The 25,917-nt window shown below is 72.1% G+C and carries 17 protein-coding genes; 8 read left to right on the plus strand and 9 right to left on the minus strand.

The genetic code is table 11. The features are described from left to right. Positions 1-37 precede the first annotated feature (37 nt). Together lpdA and AB0K08_RS09560 are read right to left on the minus strand one after the other, a co-directional pair. Positions 38-1,417 (minus strand): dihydrolipoyl dehydrogenase, encoded by a 1,380-nt coding sequence (gene lpdA / locus AB0K08_RS09555; protein WP_363353756.1) that lies wholly within the window; start codon positions 1,415-1,417, stop codon positions 38-40. A 97-nt stretch (positions 1,418-1,514) separates the two neighbouring features. Next, complete coding sequence (locus tag AB0K08_RS09560; protein WP_363353983.1) at positions 1,515-3,089, minus strand: leucyl aminopeptidase; 1,575 nt, start codon at positions 3,087-3,089, stop codon at positions 1,515-1,517. A gap of 193 nt (positions 3,090-3,282) precedes the next feature. On the opposite strand from AB0K08_RS09560, the gene AB0K08_RS09565 reads away from it, so the two are divergent. The 3 genes from AB0K08_RS09565 to AB0K08_RS09575 all read left to right on the plus strand — a co-directional run bounded on the left by AB0K08_RS09565 (position 3,283) and on the right by AB0K08_RS09575 (position 7,220). Further along, a complete protein-coding gene (locus AB0K08_RS09565; protein ID WP_363353758.1) occupies positions 3,283-4,296 on the plus strand; it encodes a PAC2 family protein in 1,014 nt (337 codons plus the stop codon). Between the two features lie 106 nt (positions 4,297-4,402). Then, positions 4,403-5,644, plus strand: coding sequence for a DUF4192 family protein (locus tag AB0K08_RS09570; RefSeq protein WP_363353760.1), 1,242 nt, complete (start codon positions 4,403-4,405; stop codon positions 5,642-5,644). 289 nt (positions 5,645-5,933) lie between these two features. Next, entirely contained in the window at positions 5,934-7,220 is a 1,287-nt protein-coding gene (locus AB0K08_RS09575; protein WP_363353762.1) for an RNA polymerase sigma factor, read from the plus strand. Between the two features lie 98 nt (positions 7,221-7,318). On the opposite strand, the gene AB0K08_RS09580 is transcribed toward AB0K08_RS09575, so the two are convergent. After that, positions 7,319-7,546, minus strand: coding sequence for a hypothetical protein (locus AB0K08_RS09580; protein WP_363353764.1), 228 nt, complete (start codon positions 7,544-7,546; stop codon positions 7,319-7,321). Positions 7,547-7,853: 307 nt separating this feature from the next. Between AB0K08_RS09580 and AB0K08_RS09585 the strand changes: the two genes are divergently transcribed. Further along, the gene (locus AB0K08_RS09585; protein ID WP_363353765.1) at positions 7,854-9,974 is read left to right on the plus strand and encodes a DNA topoisomerase IV subunit B; all 2,121 of its coding nucleotides are present in this window, start codon (positions 7,854-7,856) and stop codon (positions 9,972-9,974) included. Beyond that, positions 9,955-10,596 carry a class I SAM-dependent methyltransferase gene (locus AB0K08_RS09590; protein WP_363353767.1) on the plus strand — a complete coding sequence of 214 codons (642 nt, stop codon included), beginning with the start codon at positions 9,955-9,957 and terminating at the stop codon, positions 10,594-10,596. Before AB0K08_RS09585 ends, AB0K08_RS09590 begins: the two co-directional genes overlap by 20 nt. Positions 10,597-10,622: 26 nt before the next feature. On the opposite strand, the gene AB0K08_RS09595 is transcribed toward AB0K08_RS09590, so the two are convergent. The 5 genes from AB0K08_RS09595 to AB0K08_RS09615 all read right to left on the minus strand — a co-directional run bounded on the left by AB0K08_RS09595 (position 10,623) and on the right by AB0K08_RS09615 (position 16,906). Further along, positions 10,623-11,618 (minus strand): NAD-dependent epimerase/dehydratase family protein, encoded by a 996-nt coding sequence (locus tag AB0K08_RS09595; RefSeq protein WP_363353768.1) that lies wholly within the window; start codon positions 11,616-11,618, stop codon positions 10,623-10,625. Next, positions 11,615-14,371: an alpha/beta fold hydrolase gene (locus tag AB0K08_RS09600; RefSeq protein WP_363353769.1), complete on the minus strand. Its 2,757-nt coding sequence runs from the start codon at positions 14,369-14,371 to the stop codon at positions 11,615-11,617. Before AB0K08_RS09600 ends, AB0K08_RS09595 begins: the two co-directional genes overlap by 4 nt. Next, positions 14,368-15,390 (minus strand): 3-oxoacyl-ACP synthase III, encoded by a 1,023-nt coding sequence (locus AB0K08_RS09605; RefSeq protein WP_363353770.1) that lies wholly within the window; start codon positions 15,388-15,390, stop codon positions 14,368-14,370. Before AB0K08_RS09605 ends, AB0K08_RS09600 begins: the two co-directional genes overlap by 4 nt. Positions 15,391-15,535: 145 nt before the next feature. Continuing rightward, complete coding sequence (locus AB0K08_RS09610; RefSeq protein WP_363353772.1) at positions 15,536-16,537, minus strand: M56 family metallopeptidase; 1,002 nt, start codon at positions 16,535-16,537, stop codon at positions 15,536-15,538. A gap of 30 nt (positions 16,538-16,567) precedes the next feature. Beyond that, on the minus strand, positions 16,568-16,906 hold the full coding sequence (locus AB0K08_RS09615) for a BlaI/MecI/CopY family transcriptional regulator (protein ID WP_363353774.1): 339 nt from the start codon (positions 16,904-16,906) through the stop codon (positions 16,568-16,570). A 107-nt stretch (positions 16,907-17,013) separates the two neighbouring features. Here AB0K08_RS09615 and AB0K08_RS09620 point away from each other — a divergent pair, with 107 nt between their 5' ends. From AB0K08_RS09620 to cydC, 3 genes are read left to right on the plus strand one after another with little or no spacing between them, the layout of a single operon-like run. Continuing rightward, the gene (locus AB0K08_RS09620; RefSeq protein WP_363353776.1) at positions 17,014-18,633 is read left to right on the plus strand and encodes a cytochrome ubiquinol oxidase subunit I; all 1,620 of its coding nucleotides are present in this window, start codon (positions 17,014-17,016) and stop codon (positions 18,631-18,633) included. Between the two features lie 14 nt (positions 18,634-18,647). Beyond that, positions 18,648-19,685, plus strand: coding sequence for a cytochrome d ubiquinol oxidase subunit II (gene cydB, locus AB0K08_RS09625; protein WP_363353778.1), 1,038 nt, complete (start codon positions 18,648-18,650; stop codon positions 19,683-19,685). A gap of 44 nt (positions 19,686-19,729) precedes the next feature. Further along, the gene (gene cydC / locus AB0K08_RS09630) at positions 19,730-23,185 is read left to right on the plus strand and encodes a thiol reductant ABC exporter subunit CydC (RefSeq protein WP_363353780.1); all 3,456 of its coding nucleotides are present in this window, start codon (positions 19,730-19,732) and stop codon (positions 23,183-23,185) included. On the opposite strand, the gene AB0K08_RS09635 is transcribed toward cydC, so the two are convergent. Continuing rightward, on the minus strand, positions 23,172-25,868 hold the full coding sequence (locus AB0K08_RS09635) for a DNA topoisomerase (ATP-hydrolyzing) (protein WP_363353782.1): 2,697 nt from the start codon (positions 25,866-25,868) through the stop codon (positions 23,172-23,174). The genes cydC and AB0K08_RS09635 overlap by 14 nt on opposite strands. Between the last annotated feature and the right edge of the window lie 49 nt (positions 25,869-25,917).

The following is a 25,917-nucleotide window of genomic DNA, read 5'->3' on the forward strand; positions in this document are numbered from 1 at the left end:
CCGCCGGCCTGACGGTTGTGTAGTGGTCTCGGTGGTCTCAGCCGTGCAGCGGGTGGCCGTTGAGGGCCATCGCGGCTTCGCCAAGGGACTCGTTCTGGGTGGGGTGGGCGTGGACGAAGGCGGCCACGTCCTCCGGGTAGGCCTCCCAGTTGACGATCAGCTGGGATTCGCCGATCTGCTCGCTGATGCGCTTGCCGATGCCGTGCACCCCGACGATCGGGCCGTTCTTCTGCCGCACCATCTTGATGATGCCGCCCGTGCCCAGGATGGAGGACTTGCCGTTGCCGGCCAGGTTGTACGTGGTGGTCTCCACGTTGGACTCGCCGAACTTCTCCTTGGCCTTCGGCTCCGAGTAGCCCACGGACATGATCTCCGGATCGGTGAAGGTGACCTTCGGGATGTTGATGTCCTCGACGATGATGGGGTTGTTACCGGCGATCTCCTCGGCCACGAAATGACCCTGCTGGTAGCCGCGGTGGGCCAGCTGCACGCCTGGGACGATGTCACCGATCGCGTAGATGTTGCCGACCCCGGTGTGCAGGCGCTCGTTGGTGATCACGAAGCCCCGGTCCAGGGTGATGCCCTGGTCCTCATAGCCCAGCCCGGCGGTGACGGGCCCGCGGCCCACGGCCACGAGGCAGACCTCCGCCGTGAACTCCTTGCCGTCGGCCAGGGTGACCTTGACGCCGTCCCCGGTCTCCTCGACCTTCTCGAAGAAGGTGCCGAGGTTGGACTTGATGCCCTTCTTCTTGAACTCCCGCTCCAGGACCTTGATGACCTCCGGGTCCTCGTTCGGCACGAGGTGGTCGAGGCCTTCGATGATGGTGACGTCCACACCGAAGGAGTGCCAGGCCGAGGCGAACTCGGAGCCGATGACGCCACCGCCCAGGATGATGGCGGACTTCGGGGTGCGGTCCAGCTGCAGGGCCTCCGTCGAGGTCATGATGTTGCCGCCGATCGGCAGGCCGAAGGTCTTGGACTCGGAACCGGAGGCCAGGATGATGTTCTTGCCCGTGTAGCGGGTCCCGTCCACCTCGATCTGGTTCTGCGAGACCAGCTTGCCCTCGCCCTCGATGACGTTGACCTTCTTCATCTTGAGCAGGCCGCTCAGGCCCTTGAACTTGCCGGCGACGACGCCGTCCTTGAAGTCCCGTACACCGGCCATGTCGATGGAGTCGAGGGTGGTGTGGATGCCGTACTTCGAGGAGGTCCGGGCCTCGTCCGCCAGTTCGGCGGCGTGCAGGTACGCCTTGGTGGGGATGCACCCCGTGTGCAGGCAGGTGCCGCCGAGCTTGGCCTTCTCCACCAGCCCGACGCTCATCCCGTACTGGACCGAGCGGAGGGCGGCTGCGTACCCGGCGGATCCACCGCCGAGGATGAGTACGTCGAATTCCTGGGCGGTTGCCGTGTCGGCCACGATGGTGCTCCTCACAATCGGGTGCCGGGTTCTCCGTCACCCTTCGGGTTGGTGGTGATGCCTCGGTTTTACCTTAGCCGTACGGCGCCGCTGGCTTCTACTTTGGGCCCTCCTGCCCCGCGCGGCCCTCCAGGTAGGTCACCAGGGTCCGGACCATGACCCCGGTGGCGTCCTTCGGCGTGTACCCGTAGGCACCGGAGTCGTTGAAGGACGGGCCGGCGATGTCCAGGTGGGCCCACGGGGTCGGGGCGTCCTTGGCCTCGGCGGGCGTGCGGCCGGCGTCCACGAAGTCGCGCAGGAAGGCGGCGGCCGTCAGCATGCCGCCGAACCGGTCGCCCACGTTGGAGATGTCAGCGATGGTCGAGTCCAGGGACGCGCGCTGGTTCTCGGGGATCGGCATGGCCCAGGCGGCCTCCCCGCTGGCGTCGGAGGCGCTCACGATCTCGTCCCGCAGGGCCTCGGTGCCCAGGACCCCGGTGGTCCGGCTGCCCAGGGCGATCATCTGGGCGCCCGTCAGGGTGGCCACGTCGATGACGGCATCCGGGGTCTCGTCCGTGGCGGCCACCAATCCGTCCGCCAGGACGAGACGGCCCTCGGCATCCGTGTTCATGACCTCGACCGTCTTGCCGCCGTAGATCGTGATGACGTCCGAGGGGCGCTGGGCGGTGGCGGAGGGCATGTTCTCGGCCATGCACAGCCAGCCGGTGACCTTGACGGGGAGCTCGAGCTCGGCCGCGGCCGCGACCACGGAGGCCACGGTGGCCGCGCCCGCCATGTCCGACTTCATGGTGGTCATGGACGTGGGCGGCTTCAGGGACAGTCCGCCCGAGTCGAAGGTGATGCCCTTGCCGACCAACGCGACGTGCGGGGCGCGGCGGGCGCCCTTGGCGGGCGTGTACTCGAGCTTGACCAACCGCGGCGGGCGGGAGGAGCCCATGCCGACGTTGAGCAGGCCCCCGAAGCCCTCCTTCTCCAGCCGCCTCTCGTCCCAGACGGTGACCTTCACGGCCAGCGGCTGCATGGCCTGGGACACCTCCTCGGCGAAGGACGCGGGGAACAGGTGGGAGGGCGGGGTGTTGACGAGGTCACGGGTGGCACGCACGGCACGGGCCACGGCCGCGGCCCGCTTCAGGACCGGTCCGGTCACCTTGGGCTTCAGGGAGGTCACGACGGCGGCGCCCTCCACCGGGTTCTTCGCCTTCTGCCGGGCGTCGGCCGAGCGGAAGGCCGTGAAGGAGTAGGCGGCCAGCGCGGCTCCCTCGGCGACCGCGGCCAGCAGCTCGGGCGTCTCGGCCGGCAGGCCGAGGGTCACGCTCCGGGTGCCGGAGAGCTGCCGTACGGCCGCGCCGGCGGCACGGCGCAGGGCCTCGTGGGAGACACCGGCCCCGGGCTCGCCCGTGATCCTCCCGACCCCGGTGAGCACCAGGAGCGGGAACGGCAGTCGATCCAACCCCGGGATCCGCACCACCTCGTCGGCGGCACCCGTGACCCCCAAGGCCTCGAGGGAGTCGGCCAGGGCGCGGGCGCCGGCATCGGGCAGCGGGTTGGGCAGCAGCACGGGCCCCTCGTCCGTGGAGCTGACGCCGATCACCAGGGCCGAGGAGTCCTGGCTGCGGTGCTGGGACTGGGCCGGGGTGATGGCGGTCAGGACGGGGCTGAAGTCATTGATCATGGGCACGGGAGTGGTTCTCCTCGATCGGGGTGGGGGACAGTGGTCGTGGTGGCTCTGCCATGATCCTATCCACGGGGGGCCTCCGGCCGCCCCGCGGCGCACCTGGCGTGGAATAGCCCACGCCACCAGTACGTTGGACTCACCAAGGCAAGCATCAGGACCATCAAGGCCGCCAGGCACGGAAGGACGTACCATGCAGGACCCCACCACGCTGTTCACCCTCGAACCGGCCGGCCGTGACCTGTTGGCCGGGGGATTCGACGGAGCCACGGCGTTGCGCGGGCTGGGCATGCTGGCGGTCTTCGGAGGACACCTGAACGCCGGCCACCTGGCCGAACAGGTCCGGGACACGCTGGTCGATTCGCTGGAGCACAAACTGCTGGCCAGCTTCGACGCGGACCAGCTGATCGACTACCGGTCCCGCCGTCCGCAGATCACCTTCGACGGCGAGCGCTTCCGCGACTACCAGTCCCCACGCCTCCAGCTCCATCTGGTCTCCGACTCCCTGGGCCGGCCCTTCCTGTTGCTGTCCGGACCCGAACCGGACTACCAGTGGGAGCGTTTCGTGGCCTCCGTGCTGTTCCTCGTGGAGAAGCTCGACGTCAAGCTCGTGGCCCTGGTGGACGCCGTGCCCATGCCCGTGCCCCACACCCGTCCGCTGGGCGTGACGGCCCACGGCAACCAGGAGGAGCTGGTGGCCGGCCTGTCCACCTGGAGCCCCCAGGCCCGGATGGTCTCCGGAGTCAGCCAGTTGCTCGAGCTGCGGCTGGACGAGAAGGGCCACGGGACCACCGGCTACTCGCTGCATGTGCCGCACTACCTCGCCGAGGCCGCGTACCCGCAGGCCGCCGTCGCCGCCTTGGAGTACGTGGGCGCCGCGCTCGGCCTGATGCTGCCCACCGACGAGCTGCGGGAGCGCGGCCGTGAGGTGGACCGTGAGCTGGACCGCCAGACCGGCGCCTCGCATGAGGTCACCGCCATGGTGGAGGGGCTGGAGAAGAACTTCGACCAGAACTCCCCGGGCGCCGGCAGGTCGCTGCTGGTGGGACCGGACGAGCAGGTTCCCGACGCCGAGGAGCTGGGGGCCGCCGTCGAGGAGTACCTGCAGAGCCAGCCGCGGCACGCGCTGGATGCCGGTCGGGACGGCGATGCCGAGGCCCCGGAGGACGGCTCGCACGACGCCGGGGAGGACCCGGACGGCCGATAGGCCGGTGCGGGAGGCACTCCTGCACAGGTGACCGGATGCCCCCACCGCCCCACAACCGGGAGTGGGGGCGGTTCCGCGGCCGTGATGGAGGCGGAACCGTGGAGTCATGCAGACAGACCTCCCCGGCGACGCCGTCCTCCCCAGCCCGTCTCCCCGAGCCACGGTCAAGGCCGTGGACGTGACGGACCTGATCAGCTACATCCACCACACGATGGGGTACCCGCCCCGCAACAGCCTCACGGCCATCAGCCTGGCCGGCAGCAGCCTCGGCGCGGTCCTGCGCTGCGACTGGGATCCGGCGGCCGTGATGACCTGGCCGGCCCACAGTGCCTATGCCCGGCAGTTCGCCGCCCACCTGGCCAACGACCGCCGCGCGGACGGGTGCGTCGCCGTGCTGTTCCGGGACGGTGCCGCCGGCGCGGCGGAGGCCGGGCCCCACGAGGACCCCACCACGGAGTCGGACCGCCTGCTCGCGGTGGCCCTGGAGCGTGAGTTCGCCGACGTCGGGCTGCCCATGATGGAGCTGTGGCTGGTGGCCGGCGGGAGGGTGTGGCACGTGGGCTGCCCCCGCCCCGCCGCCTGCTCCGACCATGGGACACCGGTGTCCCTCGTGGAGACCAGCGTGATCAACGCCTCCCTGATCCTGGAGGGCTCCCTGGTCTCGGCGGAGCCGGAGGACAGCGGTCTGCCCGCCCCCGCGGAGGACTACACCCCCGATCTCTTGGCCGCCGTGGTGCACATCGCCGAACTGGGGGTGGCTGGCCCCGACGGGGACGAGATGGCGACCGCCCTGGTGACGTGGCTGACGGGGTGGGAGCACGTCCTCGCCTCCGGCGTCCTGCCGGCGGACCCGTACGCACGGGCCCTGCTGGCCGCCGGGCTGATCCGGGTCCAGTGGCGCGACTGCCTCCTCGCCTCGGCGAGCTTCTCGCTGGGCCGCTCCGTCTCCGGAGCCGTCTGGCTGGGCACCGTCCCGCCGGGGGTCGCAGAACGGCTGGACGCGGAACCGTGCGAGGTCAACGGCGTGCTGTTCACCTCCGTCATCCTGGCTGCCAGCCAGCGCGGACCGGACTGGCAGCGCATCGCCCACCTGCGGTCCGCCTGCGCCGCCCTCCTGCCGGAGGTCGCGGGCCACGGGGCCTCCGTCCTGCGGTGCCTGGCGGCCTGGCTCGAGTGGGCCCGGGGGCGTGGTTCGGTCGCGGGACGCATCCTCGAGGAGGTCCACCGGGACGACCCCGAGTACCCCCTGGGACAGCTCCTGGGGGAGATCGTGGACCGGGGGATGCTCTCCGGGTGGGCCAGCCGGCGCGAGACCGCCTGGTCCGCCACCGCCCGCCGGCTGGGATGACGATCCCGTCTCCGGCGCGCGGGGCCGGGATGGGCCCGGCCGGCTCCCTCCATGGCATAATCGGGAAGGCTGACCCGGACGCTTGCCGTCTCCCGCCCTGGATCCCAGGCCCGCGGGAACAAATGCGCGTGATGGGTCGTTGACCACTTGAAGACCCTGCGTCCGCGGGATCCGGAGAACACGGGACGACCTCCCGTGCCGTCCGGGTGCAGTTCACCGCGGATTTGACAGGGTCATAGTGGTGTTGACCGTCAGGGGTCCTTCGGGATGCCCGTACGAAAGGTAATGAGTGACTACTTCTTCCAAGAAGACCGAGACACAAGGCAGCACGGCCGTCGAGGACGCCGTCGCAGAGGACCAGGGGGCTGTCCCGGCCGCCACGTCCGCTCGGAAGTCCACCCCGACGTCGCGCGCCACGAAGACCACGGCGACCAAGAAGGCCGCGGCCAAGAAGACCGCCGCCAAGTCCCCGACCGTCGGCCAGGCCGCGGCCACCCCGTCGGTGGCCGTGAAGGCCTCGAGTGAGATCGAGGCGGAGGCCGAGGAGGACGAGGGCACCGAGACCCCGGCCGGCGCCGAGAAGGCCGAGGAGGAATCCACCTCCGGCGGCTTCGTGGTCTCCGACGCCGAGGACGATGCCCCGGTCCAGCAGGTCGTCTCAGCCGGGGCGACCGCCGACCCGGTCAAGGACTACCTGAAGCAGATCGGCAAGGTGGCACTGCTCAACGCGGAACAGGAGGTCGACCTCGCCCTGCGCATCGAGGCCGGGCTCTATGCCGAGCAGAAGATGAAGGACGACCCCATCAAGGACGCCCGCCTGCGCCGGGACATGGAGCTGGTCGTGGCGGACGGCCGCCGGGCGAAGAACCACCTGCTCGAGGCCAACCTGCGCCTCGTGGTGTCCCTCGCCAAGCGCTACACCGGGCGTGGCATGCTGTTCCTGGACCTGATCCAGGAGGGCAACCTGGGCCTGATCCGCGCGGTGGAGAAGTTCGACTACACCAAGGGCTTCAAGTTCTCGACCTATGCGACCTGGTGGATCCGCCAGGCCATCACCCGTGCCATGGCAGACCAGGCACGGACCATCCGGATCCCCGTGCACATGGTGGAGGTCATCAACAAGCTGGCCCGGGTGCAGCGCCAGATGCTCCAGGACCTGGGCCGCGAGCCCACCCCGGAGGAGCTGGCCAAGGAGCTGGACATGACCCCGGAGAAGGTGGTCGAGGTCCAGAAGTACGGCCGCGAGCCCATCTCGCTGCACACCCCCCTGGGTGAGGACGGCGACTCCGAGTTCGGCGACCTGATCGAGGACTCCGAGGCCGTGGTGCCCGCCGACGCCGTGAGCTTCACGCTGCTGCAGGAGCAGCTGCACTCGGTGCTGGACACCCTGGCCGAGCGCGAGGCCGGCGTGGTGGCCATGCGCTACGGGCTGACGGACGGCCAGCCGAAGACCCTGGACGAGATCGGCAAGGTCTACGGCGTGACGCGCGAACGGATCCGCCAGATAGAGTCCAAGACCATGTCGAAGCTGCGCCACCCCTCCCGGTCGCAGGTCCTGCGGGACTACCTGGACTGAGCTGACTGAGCCGGCCCGCCCACCGCGGGGGGACGGAAGAGGAGAAAGGCCCGGTCCCCTTGCGGGGGCCGGGCCTTTCTTCGGAGTGTGGCGGCGGATCAGTCGACGTCGACCGGCTGCTTCTCGTGCAGCTTGTCCGTCTCGTCCTGCCAGACGGTGGTCTGGGGCCGGAGGGTGCCTTCCACGGCACGGGAGTGGTGGCCGCAGAAGAGCAGCTCCCCGCCGCTGGTGAGCACGGCCCGCACATAGGCCTGGGCCCCGCAACGGTCGCAACGGTCTGCGCCGGTCAACACGGGCGATTCAATCGTTGTGGCGGTGGTGGTCATGATGGCCTCCTCATCTGGTGCCCCTGATCCCTCAAGGATCGGTAGCTCGTGACCGGGGGGTCGGTACTGTTCGGGGTACTGCGTACACCTAGGGAACCACCATCTTGTCATTTTTGTTCGCACCCTCGAGGGGAAGGACGCCGTGTTCGCTGATTGCGTACCACGGCAGCACCGGCGATCACGCCGGCCGCCCGGCGGGGTTCCAGCGGATTGGACGCCCCGGCCGATAGCCTTCAGGGACGAGAAGACGCCACGCGGCGCAGGGGATGGCGGGAACCGCCCGCCGTCCAGGAAGTAAGGCACACGCATGTCCAGCAGCAGTGAGTACAACGCCCGGCACCTCTCCGTGCTGGAAGGCCTCGAGGCCGTCCGCAAGAGACCCGGCATGTACATCGGGTCCACCGACTCGCGCGGGCTGATGCACTGCCTGTGGGAGATCATCGACAACTCCGTGGATGAGGCCCTGGGCGGGTACGGCCAGTCGATCGCGGTCACCCTGCACGCCGGGGGCGCCGTGGAGGTCGAGGACAACGGCCGCGGCATCCCGGTGGACATCGAGCCGAGGACCGGACTGTCCGGCGTCGAGGTGGTCTTCACCAAGCTGCACGCCGGCGGCAAGTTCGGCGGTGGCTCCTACGGCGCCTCGGGCGGCCTGCACGGCGTGGGCGCCTCCGTGGTCAACGCGCTGTCCTCCCGGCTGGACGTGCAGGTGTTCCGAGGCGGCAAGATCCACCAGCTGTCCTTCCACCGGGGCGAGCCCGGGCAGTTCCAGGACACCGGGAGCGTCGCCCGGCCGGACGCCCCCTTCACCCCCTCGGCCAACCAGTCGCCCATGGAAATCGTCGGCAAGGCCAAGCGGGGCCAGACCGGCACCCGCGTGCGCTACTGGGCCGACGAGCAGATCTTCACCCCGGACGCGCGGTTCTCCTATGAGGACCTGCAGCAGCGGGCCCGCCAGACCGCCTACCTCATCCCGGGGCTCAAGATCACCCTGCGGGACGAGCGGCGGCTGCCCGGCACGCCGGGGGAATCCGGTCCGTACGAGGAGGTCTTCCACTACGACGGCGGCATCTCCGAGTTCGTGGACCACCTCTCCTCCGTCAGCCCGGTGACGGACGTGTGGCGGCTGCAGGGGGCCGGCACCTTCACCGAGCGGGTGCCCGTGCTGGGCGAGGACGGCCGCTCGGCCATGCAGGACGTGGAACGCGAGTGCGCGGTGGACATCGCGCTGCGCTGGGACGTGGGCTACGACACCCACCTGCGCTCCTTCGTCAACATCATCGCCACCCCGAAGGGCGGCACCCACCAGGCGGGCTTCGAGGCGTCGGTGCTGAAGACCTTCCGCAAGACGGTGGAGGCCAACGCCCGCAAGCTCAAGGCCGGCAACGACAAGTTGGAGAAGGACGATGTGCTGGCCGGCATGACGGCGGTGCTGACGGTGCGCCTGGCCGAGCCGCAGTTCGAGGGCCAGACCAAGGAGGTCCTGGGCACCTCGGCCGTCCGCCAGATCGTGGCCAAGGTGGTCGAGCAGCAGCTCGGGGCGATCTTCAAGTCCACCCGGAAGCATGACAAGACCCAGGTCTCGGTGCTGCTCGAGAAGGTCGTCGCGGAGATGAAGTCCCGCATCTCGGCCCGGACGCACAAGGAGAACCAGCGGCGCAAGAACGCGCTCGAGACCTCCACCATGCCGGCCAAACTCGCCGACTGCCGGTCCACGGACGTGGCCTCCTCCGAGCTGTTCATCGTGGAGGGCGATTCCGCCCTCGGCACGGCCAAACTGGCCCGCTCCTCGGATTTCCAGGCCCTGTTCCCGATCCGCGGCAAGATCCTCAACGTGCAGAAGGCCTCCGTGGGGGACATGCTCTCCAACGCCGAGTGCGCGGCCCTCATCCAGGTGGTCGGGGGTGGGGCCGGGCGCAGCTTCGACCTGTCCACGGCGCGGTACGGCAAGGTCATCCTCATGACGGACGCGGACGTGGACGGCGCGCACATCCGCACGCTGCTGCTCACCCTGTTCTTCCGCTACATGCGTCCGATGGTGGAGGAGGGACGCGTGTTCGCCGCCGTGCCACCGCTGCACCGGGTGGAGGTCGTCCACGCCGGGTCCAAGCCCAACGAGGTGGTCTACACCTATTCGGAGCAGGAACTGCACCGGCTGTTGGCGCGCCTGGAGAAGGACGGCAAGAACTACAAGGAGCCGATCCAGCGCTACAAGGGCCTGGGGGAGATGGACGCCGACCAACTGGCGGACACCACCATGGACCCGCGCCAGCGCATGCTGCGCCGGGTGACCATCCCCGAGGCGGAGGAGGCGCTGCAGCGGGCCGAGCACGTCTTCGACCTGCTGATGGGCTCCAACGTCGCCCCGCGCAAGGACTTCATCATCTCCGGCGCCCAGGACCTGGACCTTGAGCGCATCGACACCTGAGGGGCAGCCCGGCTACGACGCGCTGGCGGAGCTCTACGACCGCACCTTCCCGGGGCCGTGGCAGCGGCCCCTGGACCGGCATGCGCTGGATGCCTTCGCGGACGGACTGCCGCAGGGCGGGACCATCCTGGACCTGGGCTGCGGGACGGGACACGTGACGGTGGAGCTGGCCTTCCGGGGCTTCCGCACAATCGGGGTGGACCCCTCGGCCAGGATGCTGCAGATCGCCCGCCGGCGGTACCCACGGCGCACCTGGATCGCCGGGGACGCGTACTATCCCGCCGCCGAGCCGGCGGTCCGCGAGGCCGGGCCCGTCAGCGGGATCCTGGCCCGGTTCAGCCTGATCCACGTCCCGCCGCAGCAGGTCCCGGGGGTGTTGGCCTCATGGGCGGCGCACGTGGAGCCGGGCTGTCAGGTGCTGCTGGCGTTCCAGGCCCTGTTGGACTCGGACCGGGACGTCGAGGAGTTCCCTCACGTCGTCGCGCCGGCCTGGCGCTGGAACCCCTCGTCGCTGGCCAGGGTCCTGGACGAGGCCGGCTTCAGCGAGACCTGGCGGGTGATCGTCTGCCCGGACGGCGAGCATCCCTACCCCGAGTGCCACCTCAGCGCGGTTCGGGTCTAGCTGGATCTAGCTGGATCTAACTGGATCTAGCCACGGTAGTGACCCGCGAGCAGTTCGAGACCACGGTCGACCGAGACCGCCGGCGCCCAGCGCAGGACCTCGCGCGTGCGCCGCTGGTCGAACCAGTGGGCCGTGGAGAGCTGCTCGGCCAGGAAACGCGTCAGCGGGGGCTCGTCGCCGTCCCGTCCGAAGCCGCCCGCCTCCCAGAGACGCTCGATCAGGGCACCTGCCCCGCGGGCCGGCCCGGCGGGGATCCGCATCCGTGGTTCGGGCGCCCCACCGGCCAGGGCGAGGCCCCGGACCAGCTCGCCCACCGGACGCGGCTCACCGTTGGTCACCACGAGCGCCTCCCCGTGGACCCGGTCCACCGCGTCCACGGCGGCCACCACGGCGTCCACGGCGTTCGTCGAGTACAGCGAGTCGATCAGCGCGGCGGAGGGACCCAGCAGGGGCATCCGGCCGGCCCGGGCCCGCTCGATGATCCGCTCCGTCAGCTGGGTGTCCCCGGGACCCCACATCAGGTGCGGCCGCAGCACGAGCACCCGGAAATCCCGCGCATCGGCCGCCAGGGCCAGCAGCTCGCCGGCGGCCTTGGTCCGGGCGTAGTGTCCGCGGGCCCGCGCCGGGTCGGCCGGCCCCGCCCCGTCCCCGACGATCGAGGCGCCGGCATGGGCCACGGACGGGGAGGAGAGGTGCACGAACCGTTCCACTCCGGTCCGGCGCGCCGCCTGAAGCACGGTCCGTGTCCCGGCGACGTTGACCTTCTCGTAGGCCGCGGCCGGCCCGGACACCGAGACCTTCGCGGCCACATGGACCACCGTGTCGCGTCCGGCCATGGCCCGGTCCACGGCCGCCGGATCGGCCACCGAGCCGATCACGTCCCGCACGCCGGGCACCCCGGAGGCGCGGCGCTGCAGGGTCACGACGTCGGCCCCCTCGGCCACCAGTCGGCGCGCCACCCCGGCGCCGAGCAGGCCCGAGGCCCCGGTGACCAGCACGCGGAGGTCCCGCCGGGCGCTCACGGGGCCCCCACGGAGCCGCCGGACAGCACGCCGTCCGCCCAGCGGGCCAACCGGGTGCGGTCGATCTTCGAGTTGTGCCGGATGTCGACGGGGACCCGGTCGGTCACGAGCACGGCGGCGACGGGCACCGGGGCTGCCGCCCGGCGTACCTGCGCGGTCAGCTCCGTGGGGGCCAGCCCGGGGCGTGGCGTGCGCGTGCCGGGGTGCGCCGCGGGCTCGACCACGGCCACCACGGCCTGCGTGCCCCGCGGGCCCACGCCCACCACGGCGGACCGGGAGACGGTCGGCAGCGCGTCGATGCGTGCCTCCGGCCCGCCCGGGGCGACGGGACCGTCCGGGGTGGTGGCCACGTGCTGCAGCCTGCCCTCGATCCACAGGCGGCCGGCGGCATCGAGGTGCCCCACGTCCTGCGTGCGATGCCACTGCCGGCCGTGGAGGGTGTCCTGCTTGCTACGCTCGTCCGTGAGCCAGAGCCGGTCGTAGCCTGCCTTCTGGTGCGGTGCCGAGACCACGACCTCGCCGAGGACCCCGGCGGCCTCGGGGCCTTCGAGGAGGGCGTCGGCGGCGGCCCCGTCGGCGCCCAGCGGTGCGATCGCGATCCGGACGGGCCCCACGGGACCGCCCACGCAGACCCCGTCGTCGGCGACCGGCCCACCGGAGCCCCGCTCATCGAGCTCCAGGACCGTCCGGCCGTCGATGTCCGCCAGCAGCAGGGCCTCCGTCATGCCGTAGGGCGAGTGGAACTGCGCCGCCGGGAAGAGCGCCGAGACCTGCCGCATGAGCTGCGGGTGGACGGGGGCCCCGGCGGAGAGCACGAGCTCGATGCCGGCCAGGACGGCGTGGTCCTCCGGGCCGAGGGCCGCCGCGGTCTCCACCACGTTGCGCAGGGCCGCGGGGGAGGCGAAGAGGATGGTGGCCCGGCCGGTCCGCGCGGCGTCGGCGACCGCGGCGGCCGTCAGGGTGGCCGGTCGGGTCACGGACATGTCCGGGGTGACCGAGGTGGCTCCGATGGCCGGTCCGAGCAGCGCGAAGGGTGCGAAGCCCGCCAGCAGGGAGGACCCGGGGCGGACCTCGAAGACCTCCTGCAGGAGTCCCGCCAGGGCTCCCAGCCGCCCGTGGGTGTAGAGCACGCCCTTGGCCGGGCCGGTGGACCCGGAGGTGTAGAGGATCGCCGCCGGATCGGAGGGGCCGGGGACCGGCGTGAAGGACGCCCCGTCATGGGCGAGGGCCATCCGGTACAGGCTGTCCTGGACCCCGAGCACCCGGGCGAGCGGTGCGGGCAGCGTCTCGACGGACAGCCGCCGCCCCGGCCAGCCCTGGGTGCGGGCCACGCTGAGCCCGGGCAGCCTGCCGATGACCCAGTCCGGCCGTGCCGCGCGCACGGCGCGGGTCATCCCCGCCACGCCGAGCCCGGCATCGGCCACCACCACGACCGCGCCGATCTTCAGGGCCGCGTAGAGCGCGGCGGTCAGGTCGCGGCCGGGCGTGACCATCAGGGAGATCCGGTCGCCGGGGCGCACGCCCTGGGCGACCAGCCCGGTGGCGACCGCGTCCACCACGGCGGCGAGTCGGTCCCACCCCACCGGTGCCGGGTCGTCCCCGGCCATGTCCACGAGGGCGGGGGCGGCCGAGTCGCGCCACTGATCGAGGAACGACCACAGGGGCGAGGAGGCCTCCGCGTCCCAGCCGGTGGGGCCCACGGCGGTGGCCGCGGCCCGGTCCCGGGCGGTGCCGTCCAGGACCTGCCCGGCCCAGGCCAGGATCGGCTCGGCGATCTGTACGTCCTCGGCGAGCAGGTGCCCGGCGGTCTCGTAGCGATGCAGGTCGGCCTGCGGCAGCCGTTCCAACAGGTCGGCCAGGTAGCCGTCGAGGAACACCGGGTCCCTCGGTCCCCACAGCAGCAGCGCGGGCTTGCCGAATCCGGACAGGGCGGAGGACACGCGCAGCAGCTCGGGGTGGGAGGCGTGCTGCGGCCCCACGGGGATGTCCGCCACGAAGCCGCCGATCCCTCCGCGGCGGGCCGCCGAGCCGTAGGGCGCGTGGTAGGCGGCCCTGATCCCGGGTGACAGCCGGGGGTGGCCCAGGGCCGTGGTGACCCGCAGGAAGGCGTCGGTCAGCACGGTGGATCCGGGCAGCAGGGGACCGGCGAGGGCCGCCCGCAGGGGGGCCGGCAGCGGCGCGGAGGCGGGGTGGTGCACCGCGGTGTTCAGCGTGATCGACCCCGCCACGAGGTCCTCGTTCCGTCCGGCCCAGCCCAGGGAGATCACGCCGCCCCAGTCATGGCCGAGGGTCAGCAGCGGGTGGCCGGCACGGGCGGCGGTGTCCAGTCCGAGGGCGGAGACCAGGGCGTCGAGGTCGGTGAGCCGGCCGCCCAGGGTGCGGTAGCCGTCGTCGTCCGCCTGGGCCGGGTGCGGCAGACCGGGGTGGGCGATCCGTTCGGAGAAGCCCATGTCCAGCTGGTCCGGGGCGAGAAGGCGCCACACGGGCCCGCCGGCGCGGGCCAGGTCCAGCGTGGCGCGCGCGAGGGAGCGCCACAGATAGGACCAGGTGGGGTTGCCGTGGACGGCCAGGATGGTGCCGTCCGGTTCCAGGCCGGCCGCGTCCAGCACCGCGGCGGTGTCCAGCACGTGCAGGGTCCGGGTGCCGCCGTCCGTCTGGATCGGCACCAGCCGGCTCCAGGCGGGGTCCCAACCGGGCAGGGGGACGGGCGAGGTCTCGGCGGGGAGGGTGGCGGGGGCGGCCGGGATCCTCACCAGGAGAGCTCCAGCATGGCCGTGTTCAGGCCGGATCCCACGCCCATGCACAGCACCTTGTCCCCGGGCGAGAGCGTGTCCGCCTCCCGGGCCAGGGTGATCGGGAGGGACGCCGGCCCCACATTGCCGAGCTCGGGGTAGGTGACGGGGAACCGGGCGGGGTCCAGCCCCGTCGCCTCCGTGATGGAATCGGTGTGCAGGCGGGAGACCTGGTGGGTGACGTAGCGGTCCATGCCGGACCAGCCCCAGTCCGCCGGGACGTCGTTCCAGGCGTCCATGACGAGCTCGAGTCCGTCGTTGAGCAGGGCGGTGGAGTCCGTGAACATGCCCTTGTGGTCTCCCACGCACAGGTCGTGGTGGTCCGTGCCGGCGCGGGTGACGCCCCGGACGATCCGGTGGCCATCCGGGTGCCGGTCCGTGCGGCCGATGACGGCGGCGGCGGCGCCGGAGCCGAGGGTCAGTGAGGCGAACTGCTCCATGAAGGAGGCCCGGTCCACGTCCTGTGCCTTGAGGTTCTCCAGGGTGGCCTGCTGGACCTTGACGGAGTCCTCGCCGGCCACCACGATCGCGTAGTCGATCTGGCCGGCGTCGATCATCGAGGCGGCCAGGCTCATCCCGTTGACGAAGCCCAGGCAGGCGTTGGTGATGTCGAAGTTCGTGGCGGAGGTCGGCAGCCCCATCTCGTGGTGGATCCGCACCGCCACGGAGGGCTCGAGGGACTCCCGGGTGACGGAGGTGTTGACCATGAGCCCGATCTGCCCGGGCTGCACGCCCGCCTGCTGCAGGGCCCGGCGTCCGGCCTCGGCGGCGCCCTCCTGGAAGTGGCCCGGGTGCTCCCAGTTGCGGCGGGCCGTCACGCCGGCCACGCGTGGCAGCAGTCCCTGGGGCAGGCGCAGGCGCTTCAACACCTCGGCCAGCTCCTCGTCGATCTGCGCACTCGTCACGGTGACGGGGGCCAGGACTTCCGTCACGGAGAGGAGGGAAGCGTTGGAGTGGCGGAAGATCGCATTGCCTTGCACTATGGGGCCTGGTCCGTTCGTGGGGGTCGAGGGTTTCGTGGGAGTCGAGGGGTGCGGCGGAGTCGGCGGACACCACCAACGCACCAGCTTATCGAAACCCAGCCGATGGCACGCCGGGTGTCCGCTGGGAGAGACCTGAGTGCCCTCAGGGCCACAGCAGCAGCGCCAGGGGGACGGCGGCGAGGCACAGGGCGGCGAGCACCACGGCCAGCCGGGCCGAGACGGCCAGGGGGTCGGTGGGGGACAGCAGCCGGTACAGGCGCAACGTCAGGGGCACCGCGCCGTCGTCCTGGATGTTGGGGGGTCGGGGGGCCGGGGTGTCCGGGGCCTGTTCGCGGTCGGACGGGTCGGACGGGGAGGCGCCGGCCTCACCGGTCAGGACGATGGCCCGGATCAGGTCCTCGCGCCCGTGCGCGGCCAGCGCGGAGTCGTCCGCCATCATCTCGGTCAGCCCGGCCACGGCCCGCTGGGCGATCGCGGTGGTCGGCAGCCAGGCCACGGCCCGGTGCCACGCCTCGAACGCCAGCCGGAGCAGGTCGTGGCGCTGGCGCAGGTGAGCTCGTTCATGGGTGAGGACCGCGGCCACCTCGTCGGCGGAGAGCTGCTCCAGCAGGCCGCGCGAGAGGACCGTCAGGGATCCGGTCAGCCCGGGCAGGCAATAGGCCAACGGGACATCGTGGGGCAGCACCCGCGTGGGTGTCCCGGCGGTCCGCTCCGCCAGCCGGCTGCGTTCCGAGGGCGGGGTGGCCAGCAGCTCCACCATCTGGCGGTGCCGGCGGCGGTTGGCCACGGTCTTCACGGCGGTGACCGCGAGGGTCAGCACCAGGTGGGCGAAGAGCGCCAGCGCCACGGTGGCCGCGGCGATGCGGGTGGGCAGCCAGGGGTCGTGCTCCAGCCGGGGGATCCAGGAGCCGTCGGCCAGGTCGGCGAGGAAGGCCGGTGCCGCCTCCGCCACCGTGTCACCGAAGGGCGCCAGCCCCCACAGCAGCGGGAAGCCGATGAGGGAGAGCCCGCCGGCCAGCGCCACGGCCTGCCAGAGCGCCATCGCGGCGGCCGGGGCCCGGCGGACCCAGCGGGCGCGTCCGAGCAGGACCGGAACCGGCCAGGCCAGGATCACGGCCAGCGCGGCGAGCAGCAGGACGGACACGGGGAAAGTCTAGGCCTGCCGCCCGGGGTGTCAGGAGCCGAGCAGGCGGCGCACCGCGGCGGCCTCGTCGGGGCCGATGCCGCCGATGAAGCGGGCCAGCACGGCCTCGCGGTCCGGGACGGAGCCCAGGACGTCGTTCAACAGGCCGACGGTGTGCTCCTCGCGGGAGGAGGCGGCGGCGTAGCGGTGGGGGCGGCGGCCGCCGTCGCGGCGGACCAGTCCCTTCTTCTCCAGCCGGGACAGCACGGTCAGCACGGTGGTGACGGCCAGGTCTCCGGTCAGGGCGTCGCGGACGTCGTTGGCGGTGTGGGGTCCCGGTCGGTCCCACAGCAGGTCCATGACGGACCGTTCCAGATCTCCCAATGCCATGGGGTGCCTCCCTGATGCCGATGATGTGGCTCTTATTCTACAGGATGTAGAAGTTCCGGCTACGCTGTCTTCTACACGTTGTAGAAGTCGGCAGGGAAGGCAGGCGCATGGATCCCTTGGACATCGCCCGGTGGCAATTCGGCATCACCACCGTCTATCACTTCATGATGGTGCCGCTGACCATCGGGCTCGGGCTCGTGGTCGCCACCCTGCAGACCATGTGGCACCGCACGGGCCGCGAGGAATACCTGCGGATGACCAAGTTCTGGGGCAAGCTCTTCCTGATCAACTTCATCATGGGCGTGGCCACGGGGATCGTCCAGGAGTTCCAGTTCGGCATGGCCTGGTCCGAGTACTCCCGCTTCGTCGGGGACGTCTTCGGCGCGCCCCTGGCCATGGAGGCCCTCGTGGCGTTCTTCATGGAATCCGTGTTCCTGGGACTGTGGATCTTCGGGTGGAAGCGGCTGCCGCGCAGGGTCCACCTGGCGGCGATCTGGTGCGCCGTGATCGGCTCCGTCTTCTCCGCCTACTTCATCCTGGCCGCCAACGCGTGGATGCAGCACCCGGTGGGCGTCGAGATGGTGGACGGCCGCCCCGTGATGAACGACATCTGGGCCGTGCTGACCAACAACACCCTGCTCGTGCACTTCCCGCACACCCTGGCCGGGGCCCTGTCCGTGGCCGGCGGTTTCCTGCTGGGCATCGCCTGGTTCCACCTGTGGAAGCGGCGGCGGGACGGAATCGACACGGTGACGGCCGACGGCACCGTGGTGGTGGGCACCACCGGGTCCAGGGCCCGGGACGAGACCGACTACCGCGTCTGGTACAGGTCGCTGCGCTGGGGCGCGTGGATCGCCCTCGTCGCCTTCCTCGGCACCGCCTTCACGGGCCACGCCCAGGCCCAGCTGATGATCCACCAGCAGCCCCTGAAGATGGCGGCTGCGGAGGCGGCCTGCCATGACGGGACGGCGTTCTCCGTACTCTCGGTGGCCAACCCCCGCACCGAGGGCGCCACGGACTGCTCGGACGTCGTGGGGGTCTTCGAGATCCCCGGCCTGCTGTCCTTCCTGGCCCACAACGACTTCACCACGGACGTCCCGGGAGTGAACACCCTGATCCCGCAGTACCAGGAGGCCTACGGCACCCACCTGCCGGACGAGCCGATGTACGGCGAGCGCGCGGGGATGGAGATCGACTACCTGCCGGTCATGGAGGTCACCTACTGGGGCTTCCGCATCATGATCACCTTCGGCGGGCTGGCGGCCCTGGCGGCGGCGATCGCCCTGTGGTTGACCCGGAAGGGGACCGTGCCGGCCTCGAAGCCGCTGATGCGCCTGGCCGTGTTCGGCATCCTGGCCCCCTTCGGCGCCAACGCGGCCGGCTGGATCTTCACCGAGATGGGCCGCCAGCCCTTCGTGGTGGTCCCCAACCCGGACCCCACCGGGATCGACCAGGTCTGGATGTACACGGCCGCGGCGGTCTCCCCGGGCGTCGGCGCCGGGGAGCTGCTGTTCTCCCTGATCGCGTTGACCACCGTCTACGCCGTGCTGATGGTCGTGGAGGTCGTCCTGCTCACCCGCTACGTCAAGGGGGGCGTGCCGGCCGGGATGCCGGAGCTCACGGCCGACGAGCATGACGACCACGACGACGATGAGGGGCCCGACGGCGGCCCGGATGGCCCGGGTGCCCGCCGGGACGACGCCGACGTGCTCGCCTTCGCCTACTGAGGAGCAGGAGAACGATGACTGCTGAGATGACCACCGAGTTCCTGCCGGCCTTCTGGTTCGTCCTGGTCGCCGTGTTGTGGACCGGCTACCTCGTCCTCGACGGCTTCGACCTCGGCGTCGGCATGCTGATGCGGGGCTGGGCCCGCAACGAGAGCCAGCGCCGGGTCCTGCTGAACACCATCGGCCCCGTCTGGGACGGCAACGAGGTGTGGCTGATCACCGCCGCCGGCGCCACCTTCGCCGCCTTCCCGCTCTGGTATGCCTCCCTGTTCGCCGGGCTCTACCTGCCGCTGACCATCGCCCTGCTGGCGCTGATCCTCCGGGCCGTCTCCATCGAGTACCGGGGCAAGTCCCGCACGGCGAGCACCCGCCGGCTGTGGGACTGGTGCCTGGCGGGCGGGTCCGCCGTGGCCGCCTTCAGCGTGGGCCTGCTGCTGGCCGTGTGCACCACCGGGCTGCCGCTGGACGCCAACGGGGACCGCGTGGGCGGGGCGTTCGCCTGGTTCACCTGGGAGGGCGTCCTCGGCGGCTTCGCCGTGGTGGGCTTCGCCCTGGCCATGGGCTGGGCGTACATCGGCCTGAAGACCGACGGCGGCCCGCGGCACGCCGCCCACCGTCACCTCACCCGCTGGCTGCCGCTGTACCTGCTGCCGATGGGCGCCTGGGGAGCCGTGGTGGTCTCCCGCGACGGCAGCATGCTGGCCTGGGTCCTGCTCGCGGTGGCCCTGCTGGCCGCCCTCGGGGCCGGGACCGCGGCCCGGTACCGCCGCGAGGGCTGGACCTTCGTGGCGCTGGCCGCCTCCCTCGTCTCCGGGGCCGCCGGCGTCTTCGTGGCGGTGTTCCCCGTGGTGCTGCCCTCCACCCTGGACCCGGCCTTCCACCTGACGGCCCAGAACGCCTCCTCCTCCGCCTACACCCTGACCGTGATGTCCTGGGTGGCCGTGGTGTTCGTGCCCCTGATCCTGGCCTACTCGGCCTACGTGTACTGGGTGTTCCGGCGCCGGCTCGCGGAGACCCACATCCCGGAATCCCATGTGGTGACGCCGGTCTGAGACCCGAACTCCCCACCTCCCGCTCGGGCCGGACCGCCCTGGCCGTGTTGGCCCTGCTGGCCGGTCTCAAGGCCGCCGGCTGGATCCTGCTGGCCACGGCGCTGGCCCGCGGGCTCGCCTGGCTGGCCCAGCAGCTCCCGGCGCCCGAGAGCGCCAACCTCGTCGGCCTGCTGTTCCGACCGGACCCGGCCGCCTACGACCCGGTGGCCCACGGCCTGACCTCGGATCTGGCCGGGGCCACCCTCGCCTCCGCCACCGCCCTGGGGATGGCGGGGGTGCTGGCCCGGGCCGCGGCCACCTGGGGACAGCAGGTCTTCGCCCGCCGCGCCGCGCTCGGCGCCAAGGAGGAGCTGCGGCACCGGATGGTGGCCCACCGGCTGGCCGCGGCCGGCGCGGAAGCGGACCGCGCCGGGGAGGACTCCGTGCTGGCGGCCACCGGTCTCGACGGCCTGGACAAGTACTTCACCCAGTACCTGCCAGCCCTGTTGACCGCCGCCATCATGCCCCTCGTGCTGGGGCTGTGGATCCTGGGCCACGACTGGGTCTCGGCCCTCGTGCTGGCCCTGACCCTGCCGCTCATCCCCGTGTTCATGATCCTGATCGGCCAGCACACCGAGGACCGCGTGGAGCAGGCCGCGGCCGGGCTGGACCGGCTGTCCCACCACGTGCTGGAACTCGCCCGGGGGCTGCCGGTGCTCGTGGGCCTGCGCCGGGCCGGCACCCAGCGACAGGCTCTCGCCGGGGTCTCCGAGCGGTACCGCACCACCACCATGACCACCCTGAAGACCGCCTTCATGTCCGGTTTCGCCCTCGAACTCATCAGCACCCTGTCCGTGGCCGTCGTGGCCGTCTTCATCGGGGTACGCCTGGTCTACGGGGAGCTGGACCTCTACACGGGGCTGCTCGTGCTCACCCTGGCCCCCGAGGTCTACCTGCCGTTCCGGGAGATCGGCTCCGCCCATCACGCCTCCGAGGACGGGGTGGAGGCCCTGCGCCGCGCCCGCGCCCAGACCGGGCGGCCCGTCCCGGCCACGCTGGCCCAGGCGCTGGAGCACACCACCGAGCCCGCCGCCGAGCCGTCCGCCCGCGGCGTCACGGTGCGGGACCTGGCCATCGCGTACCGGGACCCGGACGGCGGCACCGGCGCCGCCGCCGTCGGGCCCCTGGACCTGGACCTGGCCCCGGGGCAGCTGACCGTGCTCGGCGGGCCCAGCGGGACCGGCAAGACCACGGCGCTCGCCGCGCTCGCCGGTGTCCTGCGCGAGGGCGAGGCCGCGTTCTCCGGGCAGGTGTCCGGACTGGCGTCCCGCCCCGTGGCCTGGCTCGGCCAGCACCCCTCCTTCAGCGAGCCCACGGTCCGCGAGGAGCTGGGGCTGTATGCCTCGGCCGCCGGCCCGGCCCTTGCCGAGGGGCGGGCCGGTCAGGCGCTCGCCGCCTGCGGCCTGGACGGATTCGACGCGCGCCACCCGGACGAGCTCAGCCCCGGGGAACGACGTCGGCTCGGCCTGGCCCGCGTGCTGGTCCGCCTCATGGCGGCGCCCGGGACCGAGGCCGGACCCGCCTGGCTCGTGGTGCTCGACGAGCCGACCGCGCACCTGGACCACGGCAACGCCCAGCGGATCCGTGAGGTGATCGGCCGGCTGCACGCCGGCCGGCTGCCGGACGGGCAGGCGGTGGAGGTCATCGTGGTGGCCGCCTCCCACGACCGCGCGCTCCAGGCCCACGCCGACACGGTCCTCGGCGCCACCCCCGGCACCACTCCCGATTTGAGGGCAAAGACAACCCGTTCGAACTGCCCTCACAGTCAGGGCCGGCCTCAAAATCAAAGCCGGCCTCACAGTCAGGGCGGGGCGGGGGCGACCGCCGAGACGGCCACTGGGGCCGCGAGCGGCTGGCGGGACTGGCTGCGCCTGTTGCCGCTGACCGAACGGAGGTTCATCACCGGGGTGCTCTGGGCAGCGGCGGCGACCCTGGCGGCGGCCCTGCTGTCCGCCCTGTCCGGCTGGCTGATCGTGCAGGCGGCCTACCAGCCGCCGGTGCTGTACCTGCTGTCCGTGATCGTCATGGTGCGCTTCTTCGGGATCGGCCGGGCGCTGTTCCGCTACCTCGAACGGGTGGACACCCACGACGCGGTGCTGGGCTGGGCCAACCGGATCCGGCTGCGGCTCTGGGACGCGCTGGGCACCCGGGCGGCCCACTGGGGGCGGCTGACCCGCTCCGGAGGCGCCCTGTCCGTGCTCGTGGCGGACGTGGACGAGCTGCGCGACGCCGTCCCCCGGGTGATCGTCCCCATCCCCGCCGCGGTGATCAGCTGGCTGGTCACGGTGCTGATCGTGGTCCTGATGGCCCCGGCGGCGTGGTGGCCCGCCGTGGTGGCGGGGTTGGCCGGCCTCGTGCTGGTGCCCCTCGCGGTGGCCGCCGTGGACCGGAACACCACGCGGGCGCTGACCGACCACCGCACGGGGCTGCTGAAGCGCACCTCAGCCCTGTTCGCCGCCGCACCGGACCTCGCCGGCAACGCGGCGGCCACCCTCGCCGCGGACCGGTTCGCCGCCGCCGACCGGGCGGCCCACCGGCCCCTGAGACGCCAGGCCGCCGCGGCGGGGCTGGGGCAGGGCCTCACCTCGCTGCTCTCGGGGTGGGCGGCGGTGCAGACCCTGGTGCTGTGCGTCCAGCAGGGCGTGACCGCACCCGTCACGGCCATGCTGGTGTTCCTGATGCTGGCCCTGGCCGAACCGCTCGGGCTGCACGGCACCGCGTGCCAGGAGGTGGCCGTGCTGCGGCGTCAACTGGCCAAGACGGCACCCCTGCTCACGGCCGGTGCCGGCGACGGCATCGACGGCGGTGCGCCGGCACCCGGCCCCGGCACCGGGCCGGCCCTGGAACTCACCGGCGCGTCCGTGCGCTACCCGGGTACCACTCGGGACGTCTTCACGGGTCTGGACCTGGCCGTGGATCGCGGCGAGTTCGCCGTGGTCACCGGCCCCTCGGGCGCCGGGAAGTCCACCCTGCTGGCCGTGCTGCTGGGCTTCCTGCCGCTGCGGCACGGCAACTACTCACTCAGCGGGTCCCTGGGCTCCGTGGCCTGGTGCCCCCAGGACGCCTACCTGTTCGACTCCACGCTCCGGGCCAACCTCAACCTCGCCCGCGACCCGCACGACCGGCCCACGGAGCGGGAGCTGCTGGGCGTGCTGGACCTCGTGGGGCTGGGGGACTGGCTGCACGGCACGCCCCGGGGACTGGACACGCGCATCGGACCGGCCGGGCACCACCTCTCGGGCGGCCAGCGCCAGCGGGTGGCGGTGGCCCGAGCGCTCCTGGCCCGGGCCGACGTCGTGCTCCTGGACGAGCCGACCGCGCACCTGGGGGCGGACGAGGCCGCCGCGCTCGTGGCGGACCTGCGGGCCGCCCTGGCGGGGAAGACCACCGTCATGGTCACCCACGACCGCCGCTTCGCCGCCAGCGGGGCGGTACACCTGGAGCTGCTCAGTCCCCGGTGATCACGGCGTCGGAGCCGTCGTCGAAGGGGTTCGCGTCCGAGGGCGCCTCGGCCAGGCCCCGCGGCTCGGGGGCCGGCGACGCCTCGGGGGAGGCCTGTTCCAGGGAGGCCCGTTCCAGGGAGGCCGGCTCCAGGGAAGCCGGCTCCGGGGAGGCCCCGGCGCCGACCGCCTCCACCAGCTGGTCCATGGCCAGCCCGGATCCGTCCCGGGTCCCGAACTCCGCCGGCAGGGGACGGGCCACGCCGTTGGCCGAGGCCCCGAGCGCCGGCTGCGCCCCCGCCCAGGCCAGCGCCAACTCCGTCTCGCCCTTGAGCAGGCGGTGGGCGCGGACCCCACCGGTGGCGCGGCCCTTGGCCGGGTAGTCGTCCAGGGGGGTCTTCTTCATGGACCCCGGGACGGTGCCCGGCAGGGTGTCCTCGCCGGACGTCACGGTGACGACGACCGCCCGGTGCTCGCCCTCGAGGGAGGCGGCCGGGACGGCCGAGAAGGCGATGACGGAGTCGCCGGCGGCGAGCTTGATGCCGGCCATGCCGCCGGCCGTGCGGCCCTGCGGACGCACCAGCGAGGCGGCGTAGCGCAGCAGCTGGCCCGTGCGGGTGATGAAGACCAGCGTGTCCTCGTCCCCGGCGGGACCGGCCCCGACCACCACGTCCGAGTCCTTCAGGGTGATCGCGTCGAAGTCGTCCCGGTTCAGCGGCCAGTCCGGGGTGACCCGCTTGACCACGCCGTTCCGGGTGCCCAGGGCCAGCACGGTCCCCAGCGGGACGAGGTCGACCAGCACCTCGCCGCGCTGCAGCGTGAGGAAGTCCCTGACCTTCACCCCCGCGGCGAGGTTCGGGGTGGGGGAGGCGTCCGCCAGGGCGGGGATGTCCACGACCTGGACGCGCTGAATGCGCCCGGAGGAGGTGAGGGCGCCGATCTCCCCGCGCGCCGTCGTCGGCACCACCGAGCGGTAGGCGTCGTGGCGCTGGCGGCGTCCGGCCGTGGCCAGCGGCGTGTCATCGGCCGTCCGGGCCAGCTGGCCCGCCGTGGTCAGGACCACGAAGCAGGCGGTGTCCGCCACCATCAGGCCCTCCGCGCCGGCGGTCCCGGGCAGGGTCGCCTGGGCGGCGCGGCCCCGGCCTGCGGCGGGGGAGGCCCCCGCCGTGGCGCTGACGGGGGCGAGGTTCTCGGATTCGAGCAGCACGGTGCGGCGCTCGTCCCCGTGCTCGGCGGCCACCTCCGCCAGCTCGTCGGAGACGAGGCCCCGTAGCCGCTGGTCGGAGGCGAGGACGGCCTCCAGCTCCGCGATGGCCTGCTGCAGCTCCTCCCGCTCCGTCTCCAGGTCGAGCCGGGAGTACTTCGTCAGCTGACGCAGGCGCAGCTCCAGGATGTGGTTGGCCTGGATCTCGGTCAGGTCGAAGACGCCCATGAGCCGGGTGCGGGCCGCGGCGGTGTCATCCGAGGTCCGGATGATCTGGATGACCTCGTCGATGTCCACGAGGGCCAGCAGCAGGCCCTCGACCAGGTGCAGGCGGTCCTTCTTCTTGTTCAGGCGGTGGGTGCTGCGCCGGCGGACCACGTCCAGCCGGTGGTCCACGTAGACCCGGAGCAGCTCGACCAGCCCGAGGGTGCGGGGCTGGCCGTCCACCAGGGCCACGTTGTTGATGCCGAAGGACTCCTCCAGCGGGGTGGTCTTGTACAGCTGGGCCAGCACGCCCTGGGGGTTGAAGCCGCTCTTGAGCTCGATCACGAGCTTCAGCCCGTTCTTGCGGTCCGTGAGGTCGAGCACATCGGCGATGCCGGTGAGCTTCTTGGCGTTGACGGCGTCCTTGATCTTCTCGATCACCTTCTCCGGCCCGACCCCGTAGGGCAGCTCGGTGACCACGAGCCCCGTCTTGCGGGCCGTCACCTGTTCCACCGCCACCTTGGCGCGCATCTTGAAGGAGCCGCGTCCGGACGCGTAGGCGTCCCGCACCCCGTCCAGGCCGACGATGCGACCCCCGGAGGGCAGGTCCGGCCCGGGCACATGCCGCATGAGCTCCTCGAGGGTGGCCTCGGGATGGTCCAACAGGTGCCGGGCCGCCGAGATCACCTCCCGCAGGTTGTGGGGGGCCATGTTGGTGGCCATGCCCACGGCGATCCCCGAGGCGCCGTTGACCAGCAGGTTGGGGAAGGCGGCCGGCAACACGGCGGGCTGGGTGAACTGGTTGTCGTAGTTCGGGACGAAGTCCACCACGTCCTCGTCCAGCGAGGTCGTCATGGCCAGCGCGGCCGGGGCGAGCCGGGCCTCCGTGTAGCGCGGGGCGGCGGGGCCGTCGTCGAGGGAGCCGAAGTTGCCGTGGCCGTCCACCAGCGGCAGGCGCTGGGAGAACGGCTGGGCCAGGCGCACCATGGCGTCGTAGATGGCGGTGTCGCCGTGGGGGTGCAGCTTGCCCATCACCTCGCCGACCACGCGGGCGGACTTCACGTGCCCGCGGTCGGGGCGCAGTCCCATCTGGCTCATCATGTACAGGATGCGCCGCTGGACGGGCTTCATCCCGTCCCGGGCGTCCGGCAGGGCCCGGGAGTAGATCACCGAGTAGGCGTACTCGAGGAAGGACGTCTCCATCTCCGAGGAGACGTCGATGTCCACGATGTTCTCCTGCTCCAACGGGATCGCCTGGGTCGCCGGGACGGAGGATTTCTTGGGGGTACGGGCCATGGGTCTGCCGGGGGTCCTTGCTGGCGGGTGGGAATTGTCTAGTGTGATC

The sequence above is a fragment of the Citricoccus sp. NPDC055426 genome (assembly GCF_040677445.1).
GTDB lineage: Bacteria > Actinomycetota > Actinomycetes > Actinomycetales > Micrococcaceae > Citricoccus.